The organism is Bradyrhizobium nanningense (assembly GCF_004114535.1).
Classification (GTDB): Bacteria; Pseudomonadota; Alphaproteobacteria; order Rhizobiales; family Xanthobacteraceae; genus Bradyrhizobium; species Bradyrhizobium nanningense.
Genome location: NZ_LBJC01000024.1, coordinates 497,797 through 519,391 on the forward strand (window position 1 = coordinate 497,797; position 21,595 = coordinate 519,391).

Here is a 21,595-nt window from a genome sequence, read left to right on the forward strand (position 1 = left end):
GAAGTTCCGGCAACCGAGGGGGGACAGCGGCGGCACGTTCGGGGCGGCTCGCAGAGCCGAACCCGGAATCTCGAGATTCTCAGGTGCGCAATTGCGCACCGGGGTTCGATGCTTCGCATCGCCCCATAATGACGGCCTCCTCTCAGCCGTCCTGCGGTTGCGGGCCGTCATAGCCCTCGATGATGATGAGATCGGCAACCGAGTGCGGCTGGCGCACCTTGATGTTGGCCTGGTATTCCGGCGAATTGAAGCAGCCGATCGCGGTCTCGTAGTCCGGGAATTCGATCACGACGTTGCGGGTCCGGCTGGCGCCTTCGACGGTGGTGAACTTGCCGGCGCGGACGACGAAGCGGCCGCCCCATTTCCTGAAGATCGGACCGTTGGCGACGGCGTAGGGCTTGTAGCCCTCGTCATTGTTCACGTCGACGCGCCCGATCCAGTAGCCCTTTGCCATTGCTCTTCTCCCTGTGTTGTTGATCAGCCAAGCGCCTGCGCAATCTCGGCCTGGATGGCGTCTGCGACGGCCTTGGGATCAGCGGCTTCCACGATCGGACGTCCGACGACGAGATAATCGGCGCCGGCGGCGATCGCGCGGCCCGGCGTCATGATGCGCTTCTGGTCGCCGGTCGCCGAGCCTGCCGGCCGGATGCCCGGTGTGACGAGGTGCATCTGGTGGCCGACGATCTTGCGCAGAGCACCAGCTTCCTCCGGCGAGGACACCAGACCGTCGATGCCGAGCACCTGCGCCTGCTGCGCGCGCGCCTCGACCAGCTCGGAGACGCCGAGCCGATAGCCGGCCGCGTGCAGGTCGTCCTCGTTGTAGGAGGTCAGCACCGTCACCGCGAGTATCTTCAGGCTCGAATTGCCGCGCCCTTCGACCGCGCCCTTCATGGTCTGCGGATAGGCGTGCACGGTCAGGAAGGTGGCGCCAAGCCTGGTGATGCTCTCGACCCCTTGCATCACGGTGTTGCCGATGTCGTGCAGCTTGAGATCGAGAAAGACCTTCTTGCCCTTGTCGGCGAGCTTGCCGACCAGCGGCAATCCGCCGGCATAAGCGAGCCGATAGCCGATCTTGTAGAAGGTGACGCTGTCGCCGAGACGGTTGATCGTCGCCTCCGCGGCATCGACGCTGGGCAGATCGAGCGCGACGATCAGGCGGTCCTTTGGAGCGATCTCGGCTGGCGTCATGTCACCTCACATCATGCGTTGGGAAATGTCGATCAATTGCGCGACCAGCTCCTTCAACGCGGCGATATCGCCCTCGTTCTTGAGCTTGTCCATATCGTCATAGGCCTGGTCGGCAAAGCCGAGCGTGAGCTGGCTGGCAATCACATTGGCGTGGCAGGAGGTCAGGATCAGCCGCAGCGCCTGCAGCGCGCGCGCCGCACCGAGCCGGCTCTGCGAGGCGCCGGCAAGCGCGAAGGCGCGGTTGCGGAACACATCGCCGCGCGCCTCATGCAGCTCGTGCACGCGGCTGACCCAGTCGATCGCGTTCTTAAGCAGCGGCGGCACCGAGGCGTTGTATTCGGGCGTGACGAACAGCACGCCGTGATGGGCGCCGATCATGCGCTTGAGATTGATCGCGTGCTTGGGCACGCCGGATTTGGCCTGGAGATCGCCGTCGTAGATCGGCAGCGGAAAATCGGCGAGCGAGATGCGGGTGACGTCGACGCCGGCCCGGGCAAATTCATAGGCAGCGACCGCCGCCAGCTTCGCATTGTGCGAGCCGGTGCGCAGCGAGCCGGGAATGACCAGGATTTTCGGTGCGGACATCCGCTTCCATACGTTCGGCGAAACAAGCCCGCCGCGCAGAGAAGGAAGCCGGCGGAATTAGTCCTTGCGATACACCCAGACGCGGGCCGGCGGAAGGTTCATCCAGATCCGTTCCGAAGCCTCTGTGGACACGCCGGGCAGCGATTTCGGGATCGGCGGCACCACCGCATAGGTGAACTGGACGAAGGGCGCGCCGGGCGCCAGCGCCGTGAAGGCATCGCGGATCAGCCGCAGCCGCGTCAGCATCGGTTTTGTCACGAGCGGCAGGCCGGAGACGACCGCACTGGCCGGCGCGCTCAGGACGTTCCAGAGCGTGTCCCGCAGGCGATAGGCATCGCCCTGCACCACCTTGGCCTGCGGATAGCGGTCGCGCAGCAGCGCGCAGAAGCCGGGATTGTATTCGACGAGGACCAGACGTTTCTGGTCGACTCCGCGCTCGATGAGGGCGGAGGTGATGGCGCCGGTGCCGGGCCCGAGTTCGACCACGGGCGCGTCCGAATCGACATCGACGTAATGGGCCATGGTCCGGGCGAGCAGCTTGCCCGACGGCATCACCGCGCCCATGTGCAGCGGCTTTTCGATCCACGATCTGAGAAAGCGCACCTCGTCGTCGAGACGAGGCTTCTTCAACGCACGCGCGGACGATGGCAATGGCATGTCTGGACCGGACGGGACCGCGGGACCGCGGCGTGTCAGAAAATGGTCATAAAGACGTATAGGCCGAAGGCGGTACGGTCAAGCCGAGTCAACTCGCCCGATTACCGAAGAAATCCTTGACCTTGGCGAAGAAGCCCTCGGATTCCGGCTGGGTGTTGCCGGAGGACAGCTTTTCGAACTCGGCCAGCAATTCCTGCTGCTTCTTGGTGAGGTTCTGCGGGGTCTCGACCACCACCTGAACATACATGTCGCCCATCTGGCGCGACCGCAGCACCGGCATGCCTTTTGATGCAATGCGGAATCGGCGGTTGGACTGGGTCCCGGCCGGCACCTTCACCTTGGCCTTGCCCTTCTCGATGGTCGGCACCTCGAATTCGCCGCCGAGGGCGGCCGTCACCATCGAGATCGGCACACGGCAATGCAGATCGGCGCCGTCGCGCTGGAAGAATTGGTGCTGGGCCAGCGACAGGAAGATGTAGAGGTCGCCGGGCGGGCCGCCGCGGACCCCGGCCTCGCCTTCGCCGGCGAGCCTGATCCTGGTGCCGTCCTCGACACCCGGGGGAATGTTGACCGAAAGATTCCGCTCGCGGGTGACGCGGCCCTGGCCCGAGCAGGACGGGCAGGCATCCTCGATCATCTGGCCCCGGCCCTGGCAGCCTGGACAGGTCCGCTCCAGCGTGAAGAAACCCTGCGACTGCCGCACGCGGCCGGCGCCGCCGCAGGTCGAACAGGTCTTCGGCTTGGTTCCGGCCTTGGCGCCGATGCCCGAGCAGGCCTCGCAGGTGACCGAGACCGGAATCTCGATCTGCGCGGTCTTGCCGCCAAAGGCTTCCTCGAGCGTGATTTCCATGTTGTAGCGCAGGTCGGCGCCGCGCTCACGACCACCGCGGCCGCGCTGTCCGGCCATGCCGAACAGGTCTTCGAAAATGTCGGAGAACGAGGAGGCGAAGCCCGCGCCGAAGCCGGCGCCGCCACCGCCCTGCTCGAAAGCGGCATGGCCGTAACGGTCATAGGCGGCGCGCTTGTCCTTGTCTTTCAGGACCTCATAGGCCTCGTTGAGTTCCTTGAACTTGACTTCGCTGGTCTCATCCCCCGGATTGCGGTCGGGATGGAATTTCATCGCGAGCTTGCGGAACGACGACTTCAGCTTGCCTTCGTCGGCGTCGCGTTCGACCTCGAGGGTCTCGTAGTAGCAGCGCTTGGTGGACGTGGACATGTCGGACTCGGTCTATCCAATCGCATTCAAGTTGGAGCAAAACGACGTCGCCACGCAACGATATAGGCACCCTTCCGCCTTGTGGCAGAGGGCAGCATGCCTGCGTTCAGCATAGCGGCTGGGAATTGATTGATCGTAACGGGCACGATTGAAACAGAATCTTGGCCCGTCGAGCCCGACGCGACGGCCTCCCCCGTAAGGGAGGAGGCCGGTAGCGCGTGTGGGGTCCAAGCCGTCCGCATCGTGACCCTCTCGGGGCTTAAGCGGACTTCTTGTTGTTCTTGTCGTCGTCGACCTCGGTGAATTCCGCGTCGACGACGTCGTCCTTGGCCGCATCCTTCTTGGCGTCGGCCTCGGCCTGCTGCTTGTACATGGCCTCGCCGAGCCTCATCGAAGCTTGAGCCAGCGTGTTGGTCTTGGCCTTGATCGCCTCGGCGTCGTCGCCCTTCAGCGCTTCCTTGAGGTCGCTGACGGCGTCCTCGATGGCGCGGCGCTCGCTCTCGGCGACCTTCGAACCGTGCTCGGCCAGGGCCTTCTCGGTCGAGTGCACCAGGCCATCGGCCTCGTTCTTGGCGGTGACGGCCTCGCGGCGCTTCTTGTCCGCCTCGGCATTGGCCTCGGCGTCCTTGACCATCTTCTCGATGTCGGCTTCCGACAGACCACCGGAGGCCTGGATGCGGATCTGCTGCTCCTTGCCGGTGGCCTTGTCCTTGGCCGAGACGTTGACGATGCCGTTGGCGTCGATGTCGAAGGTCACCTCGATCTGCGGCATGCCGCGCGGAGCCGGCGGAATGCCCATCAGGTCGAACTGACCGAGCATCTTGTTGTCGGCCGCCATTTCACGTTCGCCCTGGAAGACGCGGATGGTGACCGCGTTCTGGTTGTCCTCGGCGGTCGAGAACACCTGGCTCTTCTTGGTCGGGATCGTGGTGTTGCGGTCGATGATGCGGGTGAACACGCCGCCCAGCGTCTCGATGCCCAGCGACAGCGGGGTCACGTCGAGCAGCAGCACGTCCTTGACGTCGCCCTGGAGCACGCCGGCCTGGATCGCAGCGCCGATCGCCACGACTTCATCCGGGTTGACGCCCTTGTGCGGCTCCTTGCCGAACAGCTGCTTGACGACTTCCTGGACCTTCGGCATGCGCGACATGCCGCCGACCAGCACGACTTCGCCGATCTCACCGGCGGTGACGCCGGCATCCTTCAGCGCCTTGCGGCAGGGCTCGACGGTCTTCTGGATGAGGTCGTCGACCAGCGCCTCGAACTTGGCGCGGGTGAGCTTCATCGTCAGATGCTTCGGACCGGTCTGGTCCGCGGTGATGAACGGCAGGTTGATCTCGGTCTGCGTCGTCGACGATAGCTCGATCTTGGCCTTTTCAGCGGCTTCCTTCAGGCGCTGCAACGCGAGCTTGTCGTTGCGCAGGTTGATGCCCTGCTCCTTCTGGAATTCGTCGGCGAGATAGCCGACCAGGCGCATGTCGAAGTCTTCGCCGCCGAGGAAGGTATCGCCGTTGGTCGACTTCACCTCGAACACGCCGTCGCCGATTTCGAGAATGGAGATATCGAACGTACCGCCGCCGAGATCGTACACTGCGATGGTGCCGGCCTTGGTCTTGTCGAGGCCATAGGCGAGCGCGGCCGCGGTCGGCTCGTTGATGATGCGCAGCACTTCGAGGCCCGCGATCTTGCCGGCGTCCTTGGTCGCCTGGCGCTGGGCGTCGTTGAAGTAGGCGGGAACGGTGATGACGGCCTGGTCGACCTTCTGGCCGAGGTGGGCTTCCGCGGTCTCCTTCATCTTCTGCAAGATGAACGCCGAGACCTGCGAGGGCGAGTAGGTCTGGCCGTCGGCCTCGACCCAGGCATCGCCGTTGGAAGCCTTCACGATCTTGTAGGGGACGAGCTTCTTGTCCTTCTCGACCATCGGGTCGTCGTAGCGGCGACCGATGAGGCGCTTCACTGCGAAGAAGGTGCGCTCGGGATTGGTAACGGCCTGGCGCTTGGCCGGCTGGCCGACGAGGCGCTCACCGTCGTCCGTGACGGCGACGATCGAGGGCGTCGTGCGCATGCCTTCGGAATTCTCGATGACTTTGGCGTTCTTGCCATCCATCACGGCGACGCACGAATTCGTGGTGCCGAGGTCGATCCCAATGACCTTTCCCATGGTCCTGATATCCTTCTTTTTGCGGCAGGTTGGCTGGGCCCAGAAGGCACCCAAACCGAAACCCCCTAAGATCAAACATCCGCGATATTGCGATGATTGACGCTCATATAGGAGGGGGGGAGGGGCCCGCAAGGACCGAAGCTAGGTTTCTGCCGCTAAAACATTGGGTTTTGGAAGATGATATCCGGGCTCGACCGCCCTCGCGGGTGAGGAATTATTAACAGGTTCGGGCTCCGGCAAGCCCCCGCTACCGCAAGCCCGCCCGCCCTGTTGCCGCAAGCCCAAACCCGGTAAAAGGCGGACCGGCCGGGCAGCCGCCACAGCTGCTTCGCGCGACAAAGCGGCCCGGTGGCCGACCATCGAACGGCCTCAATGTGAACCAATCAGAGTGCCCATGAAGCTGATCCGCCCCCTCGCCGCGCTCGCCCTTCTCGCCGCCTCCGCGCTTCCGGCCCTCGCTGCCGACGCCGTGTTTCCGCCCGGCTTGCGCCTCGGCATGGTGCCGCTGGTCGGCCTCAACACGGCCAAGACCTTTCCGGGCTTCGAGAGCGAGGACGGCAGCGTCAAGGTGCTGATCACCGAGCTGCCGCCGGCCGCCTATGGCGAGGTCGTGAGCGCCTTCAATTCCAATCCGGCCGGAGCGAGCGGCGTCAAGCAGGATAAGGTCGAGACCCCCGCGGGTCTTGCCTATTTCACCACTGAGACCGGCAAGGCCGGCGACAGCCCGGTGAAGCGCTATTCGATGATCGTGCCGGGTACCGGCTTCTCCGGCTATGTCGCGGTGCAGATCCCGGAGAACGCAACCAAGATCTACACCGACGAGGCGGTGCGGCAGATGTTCGCGAGCGCCACCACCCGCAAGCAGGTCTCGGCCGAGGAGCAGATCGGGCTGATGCCGTTCAAGATCACCGATCTTGCCGACTTCAAGGACATCCGCACCCTGGCGCCGGGGAGCAGCATCATCCTGGCCGACGGCAACGAGGGCTCGGGTTATGAATCGAAGCCGTTCATGATCCTCGGCGTGATCGGCGCCACCCCGCAAGCCGCCGACGACCGCGCCCGCTTCGCCCAGGAGGCCGCGCTGCAAATCCCCGGACTGCGCGAATCCCGCGTCACCATGTCCGAGCCGATCCGCATCAATGGCCAGCAAGGCTTCGAGACCAGGATCGACGGCGTCAGCGGCAAGGACAAGACGCCGGTGACCGTGGTGCAGTGGATTCGTTTCTCGGGCAGCGGCGCCTCGCTGCGCATCATCGCCAGCGCTCCGCGCGACCAGTGGCAGGCCGCCTTCACCCGCTTCCGCGCCGTGCGCGACGGAATTCAGCCGAAGGGTTGAGCGCATCCACGAGCTGGATGCGCTCCCTCCCCCGCCTGCGGGGAGGGATGGGGAGAGGGTGTCTCCGCAATCAAGAACCCCCAAGAGGAGAAAACCCTCACCCGACGCGTGGGACGAGCGCTTAGCCGCTAACCAAAGCCGGCTGCATTTTCGGGCTTCTGTTCGCTCGCGCGCAGAATTAGGCTTCGCCTCGATTGGCTCACAAGGGGAGGCGAACGATGCTGGATCGGCGACAGATTTTGGCAATGCTTGGAACGACGGCGCTCGCGACTCTCGCGCCAACCGCGCTGTTTGCGGCCTCATCGATCAAGCCGGACGAGGCCTCCGCGCTGCTCGTGATCGACGTGCAGAACTGCTTCCTGCCCGGCGGCAGCCTTGCCGTGAAGGAAGGCGAGCAGGTGGTGCCCGTCATCAACAAGATCTCGAAGGCGTTTGCGAACGTGGTGATGACACAGGACTGGCACACACCAGGCCACATTTCGTTTGCCTCAGTCCACTCCGGCAAGAAGCCGTTCGAGACCGTCGACCTTCCCTACGGCAAGCAAGTGCTGTGGCCCGATCATTGCGTGCAGGGCACCGACGGCGCGGCGCTGTCCAAGGACCTTGCGATCCCGCACGCCGAGCTCATCATCCGCAAGGGTTTTCACAAGGACGTCGACAGCTATTCGGCCTTCCTCGAAGCCGACGGCAAGACCTCGACGGGCCTTGCCGGATATTTGAAGGCGCGCAAGATCAAACGCGTCTTCGTCGCAGGGCTCGCGACAGACTTCTGCGTTGCCTGGACCGCGCTCGACGCGCGCAAGGCAGGCTTCGAAGTCTATGTGGTGGAAGACGCCTGCCGCGGCATCGACACGCAGGGTTCGCTCGCAAAGGCCTGGGCCGACATGGCCAAGGCCGGCGTGAAGCGGATTCAATCTGCGGATATCGCGGCGAGTGCGTAGGACACGCAACACTGCAAAACCCTCGTCCCGAGGAGCGCGCTACTTCGCGCGCGTCTCGAAGGATGAAGGCCCCCGCTGCGGCACCTTGGCCTTCATGGTTCGAGACGCCGCGCAAGGGCGCGGCTCCTCACCATGAGGGTCTGAGGATTCAGTTCGCCGCGCTGCTGGATTCATTGTTGTTCGCCGCGGGCGCGGGCTTTACGCCGCCCTTGGCGACGCCGACCAAAGCCGGACGCAGCACGCGATCGCCGATGGTGTAGCCGGCCTGCATGATCTGGACCACGGTGCCCGACGGCACCGACGGATCGGGCACTTCGTACATCGCCTGGTGGAAGTTCGGGTCGAACTTCTGGCCCTGCGGATCGAGCTTCTTCACGCCATGCTTTTCCAGCGCGTTGAGCAGCGACCGCTCGGTGAGCTCGACGCCCTCGATCAGCGAGATCAGGCCGGGATCGGCCGTGGCACGGGCCTCGGCCGGAACGGCATCGAGCGCGCGCTGAAGATTGTCGGCGATGTCGAGCACGTCGCGGGCAAAGCCGGTGATGCCGTAGAGGCGGGCGTCAGCGACTTCCTTGGTGGTCCGCTTGCGCAAGTTCTCCATCTCGGCCAGCGTCCGCAGCATGCGATCGCGCGCCTCGGCGACTTCCTTCTGCAAGGTTTCAACCGAGCCGGGCTCGGGATCGTCGGGCATGATGTAGGGCTTTGACACCACGGGCTCGCCAGTCGGCGCAGCCGCGTCTTCGGGTTGCCGGTCTCGATCGGTCATCGGCTCTGTTCTCGAACTTGTTCCAAGGGATTTTGCTGGCCCGGATATCGTGCTTCGGGCGTCGAAAATCAAGCGCCCGTGATCGGTTCAAACGCCGGTCAGCCCCCCAGCAGGCGACTGACGATGCGGGCGGCGTAGTCCACGGTCGGGATCACGCGGGCATAATTCAGCCGCGTCGGGCCGATCACGCCGAGGACGCCGACGATGTGGCCGGCGGCATCCCGATAGGGCGAGATGATGGTGGACGACCCCGACAGCGAAAACAGCTTGTTCTCGGAGCCGATGAAGATGCGCACGCCCTCGGCGGTCTCGGCCCGGCCGAGCAGATCGATCACGCCGCGCTTGGTCTCGAGATCGTCGAACAAGAGGCGCACCCGCTCCAGATCCTCCAGCGCGTGCAGATCTTCGAGCAGATTGGCGTGGCCGCGCACGATGAGCTGGCGGTCCTCGTTCTCGCCGCCGGACCAGCTGGCGATCCCGGCTGAAATCACCTTCTGTGCGAGCTGATCGAGCTCGGCGCGGGCCTCGCCCAGCGCAGTCTCGAGCTCGAGCCGCGCCTCGGCCAGGGTCCGGCCGCGGATGCGGGCGTTCAGGAAATTGCCGGCTTCGGTGATCGCCGAGGAGGGAACTCCGGGGGGCAGTGCCAGCACGCGGTTTTCGACCTGACCATCCTCACCGACGAGGATGACCAGCGCTTTCTCCGGTTCCAGGCGGACGAATTCGATGTGCTTGAGCCGCGCATTGGATTTTGGCGTCAGCACCACCGCCGCAGCCCGCGTCAGTCCGGATAGCCGCGTCAGCGCCTGGTCCAGCGCCGCCTCGACCGAGTGCGCCTGACCTACGGACGTGAGCTGGCTCTGGATTGACTGCCGTTCGGCCTCGTTGAGGTCGCCGACCTGCATCAAGGCATCGACGAAGAAGCGCAGGCCGAGTTCCGTCGGCAGCCGGCCGGCGGAGGTGTGGGGCGCATAGATCAGGCCGAGCTGTTCCAGATCGGCCATGACGTTGCGGACCGAAGCCGGCGACAGCGGCATCGCGATCAGGCGCGAGATATTGCGCGAGCCCACAGGCTCACCGGTCGCGAGGTAACTTTCGACAATTTGACGAAAGATATCGCGGGAACGCTCGTTGAGCTGGGCGAGGCCTGCGCGCGGCGCGATCAGATGGATCGGATCGTGATGGGCCACAGCGGTAACTCCTCTCAGATCCTCATAATTTGTCCATCCCGGGCGCTTCTGACAAGCGTTGCGTTTGCAGCCCCGGAATCAGGGGCTGAATAAGCCCTTGCCGCCCACCCTCACCCCACCTACAAGCACCGCGAACAGCCTTTCCCGTTGAGTTTTGGAGGATTTCCATGCGGCCAAGCCGCCGTGCGCCCGACGAATTGCGCCCCGTGACGCTGGAGCGCGGCGTGGTCAAATATGCGGAAGGCTCGTGCCTGGTGAAGTTCGGCGACACCCATGTGCTGGTCACGGCCACGCTGGAAGACCGCCTGCCGCCGTGGCTGAAGGGTCAGGGCCGCGGCTGGGTCACCGCCGAATACGGCATGCTGCCCCGCGCCACCTCGGAACGCACCCGCCGCGAGGCCGCCGCTGGCAAGCAGAGCGGCCGCACCGTCGAGATCCAGCGCCTGATCGGCCGCTCACTTCGCACCATCGTCGATCTCGAAGCGCTCGGTGAGCGTCAGATCACGGTCGATTGCGACGTGCTACAGGCCGACGGCGGCACCCGCACGGCCTCGATCACCGGCGCCTGGGTCGCACTCGCCGATTGCATCAACTGGATGAAGGCGCGCAACATGATCAAGGCCAACGTCATGCGCGACAACGTCGCCGCGATTTCCTGCGGCATCTACAACGGCACGCCGGTACTGGATCTCGACTATGCCGAGGATTCGGAAGCCCAGACCGACGCCAATTTCGTCATGACCGGCGACGGCCGCATCATCGAGGTGCAGGGCACGGCGGAACGCGAACCGTTCACGGAAGCCGAGTTCCTGGCGCTGATGGCGCTGGCCCGCAAGGGCGTTGCGCGTCTCGTGGACTTGCAGAAACTGGCTGTCGCGTAGTCAATAAGCCCATGCACCGCCGAATCACCGGAAAGCTCGTCATCGCCACCCATAATCCCGGCAAGCTTGCCGAGATGCGGGAGCTTTTGGCGCCCCACGGCGTCGAGGCGGTGTCGGCCGGTGACCTCGGGCTCGGCGAACCGGATGAGACCGGCACCGATTTCCGCAGCAACGCCGCGATCAAGGCGATCGCGGCGGCGCAGGCGACCAAGCTTCCCGCTTTCGCCGACGATTCCGGCATCGTGGTCGACGCACTGGACGGTGCGCCCGGCATCTACAGCGCGCGCTGGGCCGGCCCGGCCAAGGACTTCAACGCGGCGATGGCGCAAATCGAGCGCCTGTTGCAGGAGCGCGGCGCCACCACGCCGGACCGCCGAACAGCGCATTTCGTCTCCGCGCTCTGCGTCGCCTGGCCCGACGATCATCTCGAAGAGGTGGAGGCGCGCGTCGACGGCACGCTGGTCTGGCCGCCGCGCGGCACTGCCGGTTTTGGTTACGACCCGATGTTCCTGCCGGATGGCCATACGCGCACCTTCGGCGAGATGGAGAGCATCGAGAAGCACGGGCTGCCGCCGCTCGGTCTCGGCCTGTCGCACCGTGCGCGCGCCTTCGTGAAACTGGCGGAGATCTGCCTTGAGCCGCGCTAAGGAAGCCTTCGGCGTCTACGTGCACTGGCCGTTCTGCCTGTCGAAGTGCCCCTATTGCGATTTCAACAGCCATGTCCGCCACGCCGCGATCGACGAGGTACGCTTCGCCTCCGCCTTCGCGCGAGAGATCGCAGCCACCGCCGAACGTGCGCCCGGACGCGAGGTCACCTCGATCTTCCTTGGCGGCGGTACGCCGTCCCTGATGCAGCCCGCAACGGTCGGCGCGGTGCTCGATGCGATCGGCAAGCACTGGAGCGTTGCAGGCGACGTCGAAGTCACGCTCGAAGCCAATCCCACCAGCGTCGAAGCCACGCGCTTTGCCGGCTATCGCAGTGCCGGCGTCAACCGCGTCTCGCTCGGCGTGCAGGCGCTCGATGATGCCTCGCTGAAAGCGCTGGGCCGCATGCATAGTGCGCGCGAGGCGCTCGATGCCGTCGCCATCGCACGGCGCTCGTTCGACCGTTATTCGTTCGACCTGATCTATGCCCGCCCCGACCAGACGCCGTCGATGTGGGCCGATGAACTGCGTCTCGCCATCGACGAGGCGGCCGAGCACCTGTCGCTCTATCAATTGACGATCGAGGAAGGCACGCCGTTCTTCGGCCTGCATCAGGCCGGCAAATTGAAGACGCCGGATGAAGCGGTCGCGCGCGCGCTCTACGACATCACGCAGGAGACCTGCGACAAGCTTGGGCTACCCGCCTATGAGATCTCCAACCACGCGCGGCGCGGCGCCGAGTGCCGGCATAATCTGGTGTACTGGCGCGGCGACGAATATGCCGGCATCGGCCCCGGCGCGCACGGCCGCCTCGACATTGACGGTATTAGGCACGCCACCGCCACCGAGAAGCGACCCGAGGCCTGGCTGATGCGGGTCGAGACCAACGGCCATGGCATCATCACCGACGATCTCCTCAACAGCGAGGAACGCGCCGACGAGTTCCTGCTGATGGGATTGCGGCTCGCGGAAGGCATCGACCCCGAGCGCTACAAGGCCCTCGCCGGCCGTCCGCTCGATCCCCGTCGTATCGCGCTCTTGCGCGAGGAAGGCGCGATCACGGTCGATGCGACCGGACGGCTGCGCGTGACCAGCAGCGGTTTTCCCGTGCTGGATGCGGTGGTCGCGGATTTGGCGGCGTAACGAGCTCTCGTAGGGTGGGCAAAGGCGCACTTGCGCCGTGCCCACCATCTCTTCGCGAATGGATTGAAGCCGTGGGCACGCTTCGCTTTGCCCACCCTACGGCACCGTCGTCCTGAGCTACGCCCCAAAGCTCTTCGGCGAGCCCGCCACCGCAACGCCACCGCCCTGCGTCACCTTCATCACCGCAAGCCCCCGCTCATTGGTGCCGTCGGCGCGGAAGCGGAACAGGCCGTCGATGCCGGCAAATCCCGAGGGGTTGGTGAGCACATCGGACGAGAAGCGCGTGGTGCCCTGCGTCCGCGCGAGCGCGGCGACGAGGGCGACGGCGTCATAAGCGAGTGTCGCGGTGCGGATCGGCTCGCCGCCGTACTTGGTGCGATAGCGGCCCGAGAAGGCGCGGAAGCCGGCCGGGTCGGGCGCGGCATAAAGGCCGCCTTGCAGGCTCGCATTGGCATAGACGCGCGGGTTGTCCCACAGGCCGGTGCCGAGCAGCTGGATGTTGCGCAAGTTCGCGCCCGCGGCGGTCATCGCGTCGGCGACCGTCACCACGGCGTCGCCGTCATCGGCGATGAACAGCGCGTCCGCACTGCCGAGCTGCTGCGCCACCGTGCGTGCCGGCGTCGCGCGGTCGGCGCCGTATTTCTCGAACGCGACGATGCGCCCGCCGCGCCGCGGCACTGCCACCTTCGCCGCGGCCTCGACGACATTGCCATAGGCATTGTCGGGCACCAGCACCGCGATCGAGCGCTTTCCGATGCTGGCGGAATATTCGACGATCCGATTGACGTCGGACTCCGGCAGGAAGGAGAGCAGATAGACGCCGCGGCCGGCGACGCTGGAATCTGTCGAGAACGCGATCACCGGGATGCCGCGCGTGCGCGCGACCTGCGCCACGGCCGGCACCGACTGTGCGAACAGCGGTCCGAGGATGATCTCGGCGCCCTCGTCGACCGCCTGCTGCGCGCCGGCCTGCGCGCCTTGCGGGCTGCCATTGTCGTCCTTGATCAGGAGCTGGATGTTCGGATTCTGGAACTCGGCCAGCGCCATCTCGGCGGCGTTGCGCATGGATTGCGCGGCAAGGCCGGCATTGCCGGCGGCCGAGAGCGGCAGGATCACGGCGACCTTGACGCCGCCGGTGCCGGCGGTCGTCGCCTGCTGCGGGGGACCTGCCGGCTGGGCCGGCGGCGCGGAACTCGAGAACGGGTTGGAGAACTGGCTGAGACTCTGCTGTACGCCGGCGCAGGCCGACAGCAGGGGCGCGCCGAGCAACAGGCCGAGCGCGCTCCGGCGGGTCGCCCCTGACATCAGGGACCCCGGAAGGGGAGACTTTGGAAAACGCGGGCCCACCATGGCAGCTTCTCTTCTGACCCGCCGTCGCCGGCCGATCACGATCTTCTTTCCACGACAAAGGCCGCGGATTCAGGCATATTGTCGGCAAATAGTTAACCAAAACAAAAGGATAATAACCGCTTAACGCGGCCGCCTTCCTGTCCCGGCAGCTGTTCGCCGTCGCTCTTGCAGCATCAAGGCGGCGTTTCCGTCGCGAATATGGCGCGAGGGCCCTAACTCCCTCCCGACGTGATCCTGACCGATCACATTCCCGTCCGTTCCTCGCCCCTCACCTCGGCACGATCTTTTTCGGCGAGCCGGTTCCCAGCCCTGCGGATCGTGCCTAAGTTGACTTCATTATGCGCGCAAAGCCGGCCCCGATAAATACGCCTGACGCTCAAGACGCCGCCTCGCGCGGTTTCTCCATCGATGCCCATCGGCTGGCGGCGCCGAAGGCGGCACCGGGCCTCCATCTGGTCGCGACCCCGATCGGCAATCTCGGCGACATCACGCTGCGGGCGCTGCAAACCCTCGCCGGCGTCGACGTCATCGCCTGCGAAGATACCCGCATCACGCGGCGCCTGACCGAGCGCTACGCCATCGCGGCGCAGCTCAGGCAATATCACGAGCACAATGCGGAGATTGCCCGTCCAAAAATCCTGGAGGCGCTCGCGGCCGGCGGCTCGGTCGCGCTGGTCTCGGACGCCGGCACCCCGCTGATCTCCGATCCCGGCTTCAAGCTGGTGCGCGAGGTCTGCGCCGCCGGCCATGCGGTGTACGCGCTGCCCGGCCCGTCCTCGGTGCTGGCCGCGCTGTCGGTGGCGGCGCTGCCGACCGACCGCTTCTTCTTCGAGGGTTTCTTGCCGGCCAAATCCGCCGCGCGCCGGACGCGCCTGGCCGAGCTCGCACGCATCGACGCGACATTGGTGATGTTCGAGTCGGGAAATCGGATGCAGGCCACCTTGACCGATCTTGCCGAGATCATGGGTGAGCGAGACGCCGCGGTCTGCCGCGAGCTGACCAAGCTGCATGAGGAGGTCAGGCGCGCGCCCCTTGCCGAGTTTGCGCGACAAGCGGACGCGCCGGAGACGCGCGGCGAGTTCGTCCTGGTGATCGGCCCGCCTGCCGCGGACGCCGAGGTGCTGACAATGGACGCCCTCGACGGTCTGTTGCGCGAGCAGCTTGCCGCGCACAGCGTCAAAGATGCCGTGGCGCATGCGGTCGCGCTCTCGGGCCGGCCGCGCCGCGAGGTCTATGCCCGCGCGCTCGAGCTCGCAAAGGATTCGCGGGGCGGCGATGGCGAAGACTGAGATCCCCGGGGAACCAAAGGTCGCCTCGCCCGAGCGTGTCGCCGCGTTTCACACCGGCATCTCCGCGGAAAGCCGCGCCGCCGCCTATCTCATGGCCAAAGGCTATCGCATTCTCGCCAAGCGCTACCGCACGGCGCATGGCGAGATCGACATCGTCGCGCGCCGCCGCAACCTGATCGCTTTCATCGAGGTCAAGGCGCGCGCAACGCTGGACGATGCCGCCTTTGCCGTGACGCCGCGCCAGCAGCAGCGCATCATCGATGCCGCGCAAGGCTGGCTCGTAGCGCATCCCGAGCATGCCGAATTCGAATTGCGATTCGACGCCATGCTGATTGCGCCGCGCTCACTTCCGCGCCATGTGTTGGCGGCATTCGACGCCTCGACCTGAAAGGCAGACCATGAAACTGAACGTCGCCGTCCAGATGGACCCCATCGCCCGCATCAACATCAAGGGCGATTCCACCTTCGCGCTGCTGCTGGAGGCGCAGAAGCGCGGCCATGGCCTTTTCTATTACACGCCCGACAAGCTCTCGATGGTCGGCGAGGAGATCGTCGCTCCCGTTCAGCTGCTGACCGTGCGCGACGAGCCCGGCGATCATTTCACCCTTGGCGAGCCGAAGCGCGAGGCGCTGAACGGCTTCGACGTGGTGCTGCTGCGCCAGGATCCGCCGTTCGACCTCGCCTACATCACCTCGACACACTTTCTGGAGCGCATCCATCCGAAGACGCTGGTGGTCAACGATCCCGCCTCGGTCCGCAATGCGCCGGAAAAGCTGTTCGTGATGAACTTTCCGCAGCTGATGCCGCCGACGCTGATCTCGCGCGACCTCGATGAGATCAACGCGTTTCGCGACATGCACGGCGCCGTCGTGATGAAGCCGCTGCACGGTCACGGCGGCGCGGCGGTGTTCCGCGTGATGCCGCAGGACATGAATTTCGGATCGCTGTTCGACATGTTCTCGGTGACGTTCAAGGAACCATGGGTGATCCAGCAATTCATCCCTGAGGTGAAGCACGGCGACAAGCGCATCATTCTGGTCAACGGCGAGTTCGCCGGCGCGGTGAACCGCGTGCCGGCCGCGGACGATCTCCGCTCCAACATGGTGCGCGGCGGCGCGGCGCAGGAGACCGAGCTCACTCCGCGCGAGCGCGAGATCTGCGCAACGGTCGGACCGGCGCTACGCGAGCACGGCCTGTTGTTCGTCGGCATCGACGTCATCAACGGCAACCTCACCGAGATCAACGTGACCTCCCCCACCGGCATCCGCGCCATCGCGCGGCTCGGCGGGCCTGATGTGGCAGCGAAGGTCTGGGACGTGATCGAAGAGAAGCGGAAGAAGTAACTCACCGCAATGATCGCGCTGGAGAGTCCGCACTCTCTCCCCAACGTCGTCCCGGACAAGCGAAGCGCAGATCCGGGACCCATAACCACGGGAAGATATGGTTACGAGGACTCGGAGTTGCCGCTTGGCACCGCAACTCCTCCCTGTGGTTATGGGTCCCTGCGTTCGCGGGGACGACAGCGATGTTGCGGCGAGCTACTACGGCCTCACTCGCATCGTCGCGAGCTCATCACTAACCACCCATTCACCATGACGTCCCCCGTCAGGTGCCAACGCACGCGCGGAAATACGTGAATCTACGGGGCCGCTGGCCGACCGGCTAACGCGACGTTCACCATCTGCGGAAAGACCCCGGCGTGACCGGCAGGCGCGGTCGGCCTCGCAACACCCCTTATACTTTTACTCCCTACTCATCGACATGGGGGGACCCGCCAGGTGCGGTTCGAGTGCCCCGCGTATGAGTAAAGCGTATGAACACCGCACGCATTATCGTCCTCGTCATCGCGCTCGCGGCCGGCGGCGTCGCCGCGTATCTGGCGAGCGGCTATCAGAATGCCTCTGCGCCCGTCGCGCCCGTGGCTGAGAAGCTGCCGACGGTCGAAGTTCTCATCGCGAAGAACGACATCCAGCTCGGCCAGGCGCTCAAGCCCGAGGATCTGCAATGGCAGACCTGGCCGGCGGCAACTGCGAGCGGCGCGTTCATCCGCCGTGACAGCAGGCCCGAGGCCCAAAGCCAGATCGCCGGCTCGATCGCGCGCGTTCCCCTGATGCAGGGCGAGCCGATCCGCGAGCAGAAGCTGGTCAAGGCCGAAGGCTCCGGATTCATGGCCGCGATCCTGCCCTCCGGCATGCGCGCCGTTTCGACCGAGATTTCCGCCGAGACCGCCGCCGGTGGCTTCATCCTGCCGAACGACCGCGTCGATATCGTGCTGACCCGCCGGCTGAAGAGTCCTGAAGGCGCCAACGCGCCGACCGGCGGCAACGACCTCATCCTGTCCGAGGTCATCCTGACCAATATCCGCGTGCTCGCGATCGACCAGGCACCGAAGGAAAAGGACGGTCAGAACGCCGTGATCGGCAAGACCGTCACACTCGAGCTCAAGCCCGACCAGGTCGCCACGCTGTCGGCCGCGCGCCAGGGCGGCACGCTCCAGCTTGCGCTGCGGAGCATCGTCGATGCCAACGCGGCGGAAGTCACCGTCGAGGACCAAGGAGCCAAACGCTCCGGAGGCGTCAACGTCATCCGCTTCGGCGTACAGACGCGGCAGCTAACGTCACAGAAGTGATGGGGACAGAATGAAATACGGGGATGATCGGACGGGGCTGCGCATTCGGGGGAAGCGCGCGGGCTCGTTCTGGACGGGGACGATGCTGATGCTGGGGCTTCTCGCAGCGCCAGGTTGCGTCAGCGCGGCGGACGCGCCGGTCGGCGACCAGGCGCCGATGCAGGCGCCGGATCTCGGTGTGTCGCCGGTCGCGACGATCGCGCCGGCGAGGACGCGTTTTCTCTCGCTTGGTATCGGCAAATCTGTCGTCATCGACCTGCCCCGCGAGGTCAAGGACGTGCTGGTGGCCGATCCCAAGATCGCCAATGCGGTCATCCGCTCGGCTCAGCGCGCCTATATCATCGGTGGTCAGGTCGGCCAGACCAACGTCGTCTTCTTCGCCGCCGACGGCCAGCAGGTCGCCTCCTATGACATCGCGGTGAAGCGCGATCTCAACGGCATGCGCGCGGCCCTGCGGCAGTCGCTGCCGGGCGTGCAGATCGAGGGCGTCGGCGACAGCGTGATGCTGACCGGATCGGTGTCGAGCCCGGTCGAGGCGCAGCAGGCCGGCGACGTCGCCGCAAAGCTGGTCGGCGGATCGGACAAGGTCGTCAACAACATCGTCGTGCGCGGCCGCGACCAGGTGATGCTCAAGGTCGTCGTCGGCGAAGTGCGCCGTGACATCGTCAAACAGCTCGGCGTCGATCTCAGCGCCAGCCTGAATGCCGGCACGGCGGTGGTGAATTTCAACAATTCCAACCCGTTCTCGGTCTCGGGCGGACCGATCGTCGGCAGCAACGGGCTCGGCGTCGCCGGCCTCGCCAAGGGCGTCGCGACCGTCAGCGCCACCATGCGCGCGATGGAAAGCGCCGGTGTCATGCGGACGCTCGCCGAACCGAGCCTGACGGCGATCTCGGGCGAATCCGCCACCTTCATCGCCGGCGGCGAATTCCCCATCCCCGCAGGCTATTCCTGCGATCCGGTCACCCACGTCTGTACCACCCAGGTCACCTACAAGAAGTTCGGCATCTCCCTGAACTTCACTCCGGTCGTGCTGAGCGAAGGCCGCATCAGCCTGCGCGTGATGACCGAGGTCTCGGAGCTGTCGAATACGAATTCGATCACGTTGACCCAGGCGGTGTCCTCGACCTCGAGCAACTCGATCACCATCCCCTCGGTCCAGACCCGCCGCGCCGAAACCACGCTCGAAATTCCCTCGGGCGGCTCGATGGCGATGGCCGGCCTGATCCAGCAGCAGACCAAGCAGGCGATCAACGGCCTGCCCGGTGTCGACCAGGTGCCGATCATCGGCGCGCTGTTCCGCAGCCAGGACTTCGTCAACAACGAGACCGAATTGATGGTGATCGTGACGCCCTATGTGGTGCGCGCAGTCGCCCAGAAGGAATTGGCGCGGCCCGACGACGGCTTCGCGCCGGCCTCCGATGCGCAGACGGCGCTGCTCGGCCGCATGAACCGCCTCTACGGCATCACGCGGCGCGTCGATCCGATCAACGGCACGCCCGGCGATTTCGGCTTCATCATCGACTGAGGCGAACGGTTTGGAGACCGGGGCAAGAACAGGCCAAGACACGGGGCAAAAGGGGACTGGGCGATGACGACAACATCAGCCGATCGACGTCGCAGCTTTGGGATCGCGCTGGCATTGACTGGGCTGTCCGTCATGCTCGGCGCTTGCAACACCACCGGCGAGATCGTCACCCAGACGGTGCCGACCGATTACCGCCAGCGTCACCCGATCGCGGTGCAGGAGGGCAAGAAGTCGATCGTGATCTTCGTCGGCAAGGCGCGAGGCGGTCTTTCTGCCGCGCAGCACTCTGATGTCGCGGGCATTGCGCAGGACTGGGTGCGCGAAGGCACCGGCTCCGTCGTCGTCGACGTCCCCGTCGACAGCGCGAATTCGCGCGCGGCGGCCACAACCTATCGGGAGATCCATTCCGTGCTCGCATCCGGCGGCGTGCCGTCGCGGGCCATTGTCCAGCATCCCTATCGCCCTGAAGACCCCGGGCTGCTGCCCACCATCCGCCTCAGCTATTCGAAGATCACCGCCGTTGCAGGTCCCTGCGGTCTGTGGCCGGAAGACGTCGGCCCCTCCATCCTCGATCCCGGCTACAACGAGAACCGGCCCTATTTCAATCTGGGCTGCGCCAGCCAGCGCAACCTCGCGGCAATGATCGACAACCCGGCCGATCTCGAGCAGCCGCGATCCGAGACGCCCTCCTATACCGCGCGGCGCAACATCGCCTTCGAGCGCTATCGCAAAGGCACCGCGATCGCGTCTCCCAATCCCGAGGCCGACAAGGCCAAGCTCAGCGATACCGGCAAATGACACGGCTCCACGACGAAGACGCGGACGATCCGCAGCACCCCGAGGAACACATCGCGCCGGTTCCTCGCATCTCGGTGCAGGCCTTTTGCGAGACCGAACAGACGCTCGCCGCAGTGACCGCGGCGGGGCAGGACCGCCGGCTCGCCAAGGCGCACCTCACCGCCAAGGACGGCGGCCTTGCCGCGGCGATCGAAGTCTATGAATCGATGCCGACGCCGAACGTGATCGTGATCGAATCCGACGGCACGCGCGACATCCTCGAGGGATTGGACGACCTCGCCGGCGTCTGCGACCCCGGCACGCGTGTGGTCGTGATCGGCAATCCCAACGACACGGCGCCCTATCGCGAGCTCGTGCGCCGCGGCGTCAACGATTATGTGGTCGGACCTGTCGAAACCCTCGACGTCGTCCGCTCGATCTGCAGCCTGTTCTCGGCCTCCGAGACCATCATCACCGGCCGCGTCATCGCAGTGGTCGGCGCCAAGGGCGGCGTCGGCGCCTCCACCGTCGCGCACAATGTGGCCTGGACCATCGCCCGCGACCTTTCGCTCGATTCAGTCGTGATCGACCTCGACCTCGCCTTCGGCACCGCGAGCCTCGACTACAACCAGGATCCGGTACAGGGCATCGCCAACGCCGTGCTGTCGCAGGACCGGCCGGACACGGCGCTGATGGAGCGCCTGCTCGCCAAATGCACCGAGCGCCTCAGCCTGCTCGCTGCGCCTGCCACCCTTGACCGCGTCTACGATTTCGGCGCCGAAGCCTTCGACGCCGTGTTCGACACGCTGCGCATGACCACGCCCTGCATCGTGCTCGACGTTCCCCACCAATGGTCGGGCTGGACGCGGCGCGCGCTGGTGAACGCCGACGACATCGTGATCGTCGCCGAGCCCGATCTCGCGAACTTGCGCAACACCAAGAACATGCTGAGCGTGCTGAAAGCGGCGCGGCCGAACGACCGGCCGCCGCTGTACTGTCTCAACCAGGTCGGCATGCACAAGCGCGCGGAGATCGACGTCAAGGCGTTCGCCAAGACCATGGAGAGCCAGCCGATCGCGGTGATCCCGTTCGATTCGAAGCTGTTCTCGACCGCGGCCAATAACGGCCAGATGATCGCGGAAGTCTCCAAGAACCACCGCACCTCCGCGCTGTTTCAGAGCATGGCGAACCGCCTCGCCGGCCGCGGCGAGGTGAAGAAGCCGAAGCGTTCGCTGCTGGAGCCACTGCTGAGGAAGCTGAAGGGCCGGCCGGGCCGCCCATCGGCCCCGCATCGTAAGGCGTCGTAAACTGACACC

21 protein-coding genes are annotated in these 21,595 nt (G+C 65.6%); 12 read left to right on the top strand and 9 right to left on the bottom strand.

The window, feature by feature from the left end:
* Positions 1-142: 142 nt before the first annotated feature.
* The 6 genes from XH84_RS19900 to dnaK all read right to left on the bottom strand — a co-directional run bounded on the left by XH84_RS19900 (position 143) and on the right by dnaK (position 5,807).
* On the bottom strand, positions 143-454 hold the full coding sequence (locus tag XH84_RS19900; protein ID WP_128921138.1) for a DUF1330 domain-containing protein: 312 nt from the start codon (positions 452-454) through the stop codon (positions 143-145).
* A gap of 23 nt (positions 455-477) precedes the next feature.
* A complete protein-coding gene (pyrF, locus tag XH84_RS19905; RefSeq protein ID WP_128921137.1) occupies positions 478-1,188 on the bottom strand; it encodes an orotidine-5'-phosphate decarboxylase in 711 nt (236 codons plus the stop codon).
* A gap of 6 nt (positions 1,189-1,194) precedes the next feature.
* Positions 1,195-1,773, bottom strand: coding sequence for an NADPH-dependent FMN reductase (locus XH84_RS19910; protein ID WP_128921136.1), 579 nt, complete (start codon positions 1,771-1,773; stop codon positions 1,195-1,197).
* 57 nt (positions 1,774-1,830) lie between these two features.
* The gene (locus XH84_RS19915; protein ID WP_018323496.1) at positions 1,831-2,430 is read right to left on the bottom strand and encodes a class I SAM-dependent methyltransferase; all 600 of its coding nucleotides are present in this window, start codon (positions 2,428-2,430) and stop codon (positions 1,831-1,833) included.
* Positions 2,431-2,518: 88 nt separating this feature from the next.
* A complete protein-coding gene (gene dnaJ / locus XH84_RS19920; RefSeq protein ID WP_128921135.1) occupies positions 2,519-3,646 on the bottom strand; it encodes a molecular chaperone DnaJ in 1,128 nt (375 codons plus the stop codon).
* A gap of 259 nt (positions 3,647-3,905) precedes the next feature.
* Positions 3,906-5,807, bottom strand: a complete 1,902-nt coding sequence (gene dnaK / locus XH84_RS19930) for a molecular chaperone DnaK (protein WP_128921133.1) — start codon at positions 5,805-5,807, stop codon at positions 3,906-3,908.
* 394 nt (positions 5,808-6,201) lie between these two features.
* Here dnaK and XH84_RS19935 point away from each other — a divergent pair, with 394 nt between their 5' ends.
* Together XH84_RS19935 and pncA are read left to right on the top strand one after the other, a co-directional pair.
* Complete coding sequence (locus tag XH84_RS19935; protein WP_164936474.1) at positions 6,202-7,143, top strand: hypothetical protein; 942 nt, start codon at positions 6,202-6,204, stop codon at positions 7,141-7,143.
* A 218-nt stretch (positions 7,144-7,361) separates the two neighbouring features.
* A complete protein-coding gene (gene pncA, locus XH84_RS19940; protein ID WP_128921131.1) occupies positions 7,362-8,084 on the top strand; it encodes a bifunctional nicotinamidase/pyrazinamidase in 723 nt (240 codons plus the stop codon).
* Between the two features lie 148 nt (positions 8,085-8,232).
* Here the strand turns inward: pncA and grpE are convergent, their stop codons facing one another.
* Positions 8,233-8,850 (bottom strand): nucleotide exchange factor GrpE, encoded by a 618-nt coding sequence (gene grpE / locus XH84_RS19945; RefSeq protein ID WP_128921130.1) that lies wholly within the window; start codon positions 8,848-8,850, stop codon positions 8,233-8,235.
* Positions 8,851-8,948: 98 nt separating this feature from the next.
* The gene (gene hrcA / locus XH84_RS19950) at positions 8,949-10,037 is read right to left on the bottom strand and encodes a heat-inducible transcriptional repressor HrcA (RefSeq protein ID WP_128921129.1); all 1,089 of its coding nucleotides are present in this window, start codon (positions 10,035-10,037) and stop codon (positions 8,949-8,951) included.
* A gap of 167 nt (positions 10,038-10,204) precedes the next feature.
* Between hrcA and rph the strand changes: the two genes are divergently transcribed.
* From rph to hemW, 3 genes are read left to right on the top strand one after another with little or no spacing between them, the layout of a single operon-like run.
* The gene (gene rph / locus XH84_RS19955; protein WP_128921128.1) at positions 10,205-10,918 is read left to right on the top strand and encodes a ribonuclease PH; all 714 of its coding nucleotides are present in this window, start codon (positions 10,205-10,207) and stop codon (positions 10,916-10,918) included.
* An 11-nt stretch (positions 10,919-10,929) separates the two neighbouring features.
* Complete coding sequence (gene rdgB / locus XH84_RS19960; protein ID WP_128921127.1) at positions 10,930-11,565, top strand: RdgB/HAM1 family non-canonical purine NTP pyrophosphatase; 636 nt, start codon at positions 10,930-10,932, stop codon at positions 11,563-11,565.
* On the top strand, positions 11,552-12,706 hold the full coding sequence (hemW, locus tag XH84_RS19965) for a radical SAM family heme chaperone HemW (RefSeq protein WP_128921126.1): 1,155 nt from the start codon (positions 11,552-11,554) through the stop codon (positions 12,704-12,706). The genes rdgB and hemW overlap by 14 nt, the downstream gene beginning before the upstream one ends.
* 117 nt (positions 12,707-12,823) lie before the next feature.
* On the opposite strand, the gene XH84_RS19975 is transcribed toward hemW, so the two are convergent.
* Positions 12,824-14,056, bottom strand: coding sequence for a penicillin-binding protein activator (locus tag XH84_RS19975; RefSeq protein WP_206734158.1), 1,233 nt, complete (start codon positions 14,054-14,056; stop codon positions 12,824-12,826).
* A gap of 338 nt (positions 14,057-14,394) precedes the next feature.
* Between XH84_RS19975 and rsmI the strand changes: the two genes are divergently transcribed.
* The 7 genes from rsmI to XH84_RS20010 all read left to right on the top strand — a co-directional run bounded on the left by rsmI (position 14,395) and on the right by XH84_RS20010 (position 21,586).
* Entirely contained in the window at positions 14,395-15,345 is a 951-nt protein-coding gene (gene rsmI / locus XH84_RS19980; protein ID WP_128921124.1) for a 16S rRNA (cytidine(1402)-2'-O)-methyltransferase, read from the top strand.
* Positions 15,332-15,733, top strand: a complete 402-nt coding sequence (locus tag XH84_RS19985) for a YraN family protein (RefSeq protein ID WP_128921123.1) — start codon at positions 15,332-15,334, stop codon at positions 15,731-15,733. Before rsmI ends, XH84_RS19985 begins: the two co-directional genes overlap by 14 nt.
* A gap of 10 nt (positions 15,734-15,743) precedes the next feature.
* Positions 15,744-16,688, top strand: a complete 945-nt coding sequence (gene gshB / locus XH84_RS19990; protein WP_128921122.1) for a glutathione synthase — start codon at positions 15,744-15,746, stop codon at positions 16,686-16,688.
* Positions 16,689-17,158: 470 nt separating this feature from the next.
* Complete coding sequence (gene cpaB, locus XH84_RS19995) at positions 17,159-17,974, top strand: Flp pilus assembly protein CpaB (RefSeq protein ID WP_128921121.1); 816 nt, start codon at positions 17,159-17,161, stop codon at positions 17,972-17,974.
* Positions 17,975-17,984: 10 nt separating this feature from the next.
* The gene (locus tag XH84_RS20000; protein WP_128921120.1) at positions 17,985-19,502 is read left to right on the top strand and encodes a type II and III secretion system protein family protein; all 1,518 of its coding nucleotides are present in this window, start codon (positions 17,985-17,987) and stop codon (positions 19,500-19,502) included.
* A gap of 63 nt (positions 19,503-19,565) precedes the next feature.
* Positions 19,566-20,300 (top strand): CpaD family pilus assembly protein, encoded by a 735-nt coding sequence (locus XH84_RS20005; RefSeq protein WP_128921119.1) that lies wholly within the window; start codon positions 19,566-19,568, stop codon positions 20,298-20,300.
* Positions 20,297-21,586, top strand: coding sequence for a CpaE/TadZ family protein (locus XH84_RS20010; RefSeq protein WP_128921118.1), 1,290 nt, complete (start codon positions 20,297-20,299; stop codon positions 21,584-21,586). The genes XH84_RS20005 and XH84_RS20010 overlap by 4 nt, the downstream gene beginning before the upstream one ends.
* Positions 21,587-21,595: the final 9 nt, after the last annotated feature.

What these genes read in the sequence shown, in the direction of transcription:
- XH84_RS19900 (WP_128921138.1), bottom strand. Translation starts at nt 454, where the DNA reads ATGGCAAAGGGCTACTGGATCGGGCGCGTCGACGTGAACAATGACGAG.
- pyrF (WP_128921137.1), bottom strand. Translation starts at nt 1,188, where the DNA reads ATGACGCCAGCCGAGATCGCTCCAAAGGACCGCCTGATCGTCGCGCTC.
- XH84_RS19910 (WP_128921136.1), bottom strand. Translation starts at nt 1,773, where the DNA reads ATGTCCGCACCGAAAATCCTGGTCATTCCCGGCTCGCTGCGCACCGGC.
- XH84_RS19915 (WP_018323496.1), bottom strand. Translation starts at nt 2,430, where the DNA reads ATGCCATTGCCATCGTCCGCGCGTGCGTTGAAGAAGCCTCGTCTCGAC.
- dnaJ (WP_128921135.1), bottom strand. Translation starts at nt 3,646, where the DNA reads ATGTCCACGTCCACCAAGCGCTGCTACTACGAGACCCTCGAGGTCGAA.
- dnaK (WP_128921133.1), bottom strand. Translation starts at nt 5,807, where the DNA reads ATGGGAAAGGTCATTGGGATCGACCTCGGCACCACGAATTCGTGCGTC.
- XH84_RS19935 (WP_164936474.1), top strand. Translation starts at nt 6,202, where the DNA reads ATGAAGCTGATCCGCCCCCTCGCCGCGCTCGCCCTTCTCGCCGCCTCC.
- pncA (WP_128921131.1), top strand. Translation starts at nt 7,362, where the DNA reads ATGCTGGATCGGCGACAGATTTTGGCAATGCTTGGAACGACGGCGCTC.
- grpE (WP_128921130.1), bottom strand. Translation starts at nt 8,850, where the DNA reads ATGACCGATCGAGACCGGCAACCCGAAGACGCGGCTGCGCCGACTGGC.
- rph (WP_128921128.1), top strand. Translation starts at nt 10,205, where the DNA reads ATGCGGCCAAGCCGCCGTGCGCCCGACGAATTGCGCCCCGTGACGCTG.
- rdgB (WP_128921127.1), top strand. Translation starts at nt 10,930, where the DNA reads ATGCACCGCCGAATCACCGGAAAGCTCGTCATCGCCACCCATAATCCC.
- XH84_RS19975 (WP_206734158.1), bottom strand. Translation starts at nt 14,056, where the DNA reads ATGGTGGGCCCGCGTTTTCCAAAGTCTCCCCTTCCGGGGTCCCTGATG.
- rsmI (WP_128921124.1), top strand. Translation starts at nt 14,395, where the DNA reads ATGCGCGCAAAGCCGGCCCCGATAAATACGCCTGACGCTCAAGACGCC.
- XH84_RS19985 (WP_128921123.1), top strand. Translation starts at nt 15,332, where the DNA reads ATGGCGAAGACTGAGATCCCCGGGGAACCAAAGGTCGCCTCGCCCGAG.
- gshB (WP_128921122.1), top strand. Translation starts at nt 15,744, where the DNA reads ATGAAACTGAACGTCGCCGTCCAGATGGACCCCATCGCCCGCATCAAC.
- cpaB (WP_128921121.1), top strand. Translation starts at nt 17,159, where the DNA reads ATGAACACCGCACGCATTATCGTCCTCGTCATCGCGCTCGCGGCCGGC.
- XH84_RS20000 (WP_128921120.1), top strand. Translation starts at nt 17,985, where the DNA reads ATGAAATACGGGGATGATCGGACGGGGCTGCGCATTCGGGGGAAGCGC.
- XH84_RS20005 (WP_128921119.1), top strand. Translation starts at nt 19,566, where the DNA reads ATGACGACAACATCAGCCGATCGACGTCGCAGCTTTGGGATCGCGCTG.
- XH84_RS20010 (WP_128921118.1), top strand. Translation starts at nt 20,297, where the DNA reads ATGACACGGCTCCACGACGAAGACGCGGACGATCCGCAGCACCCCGAG.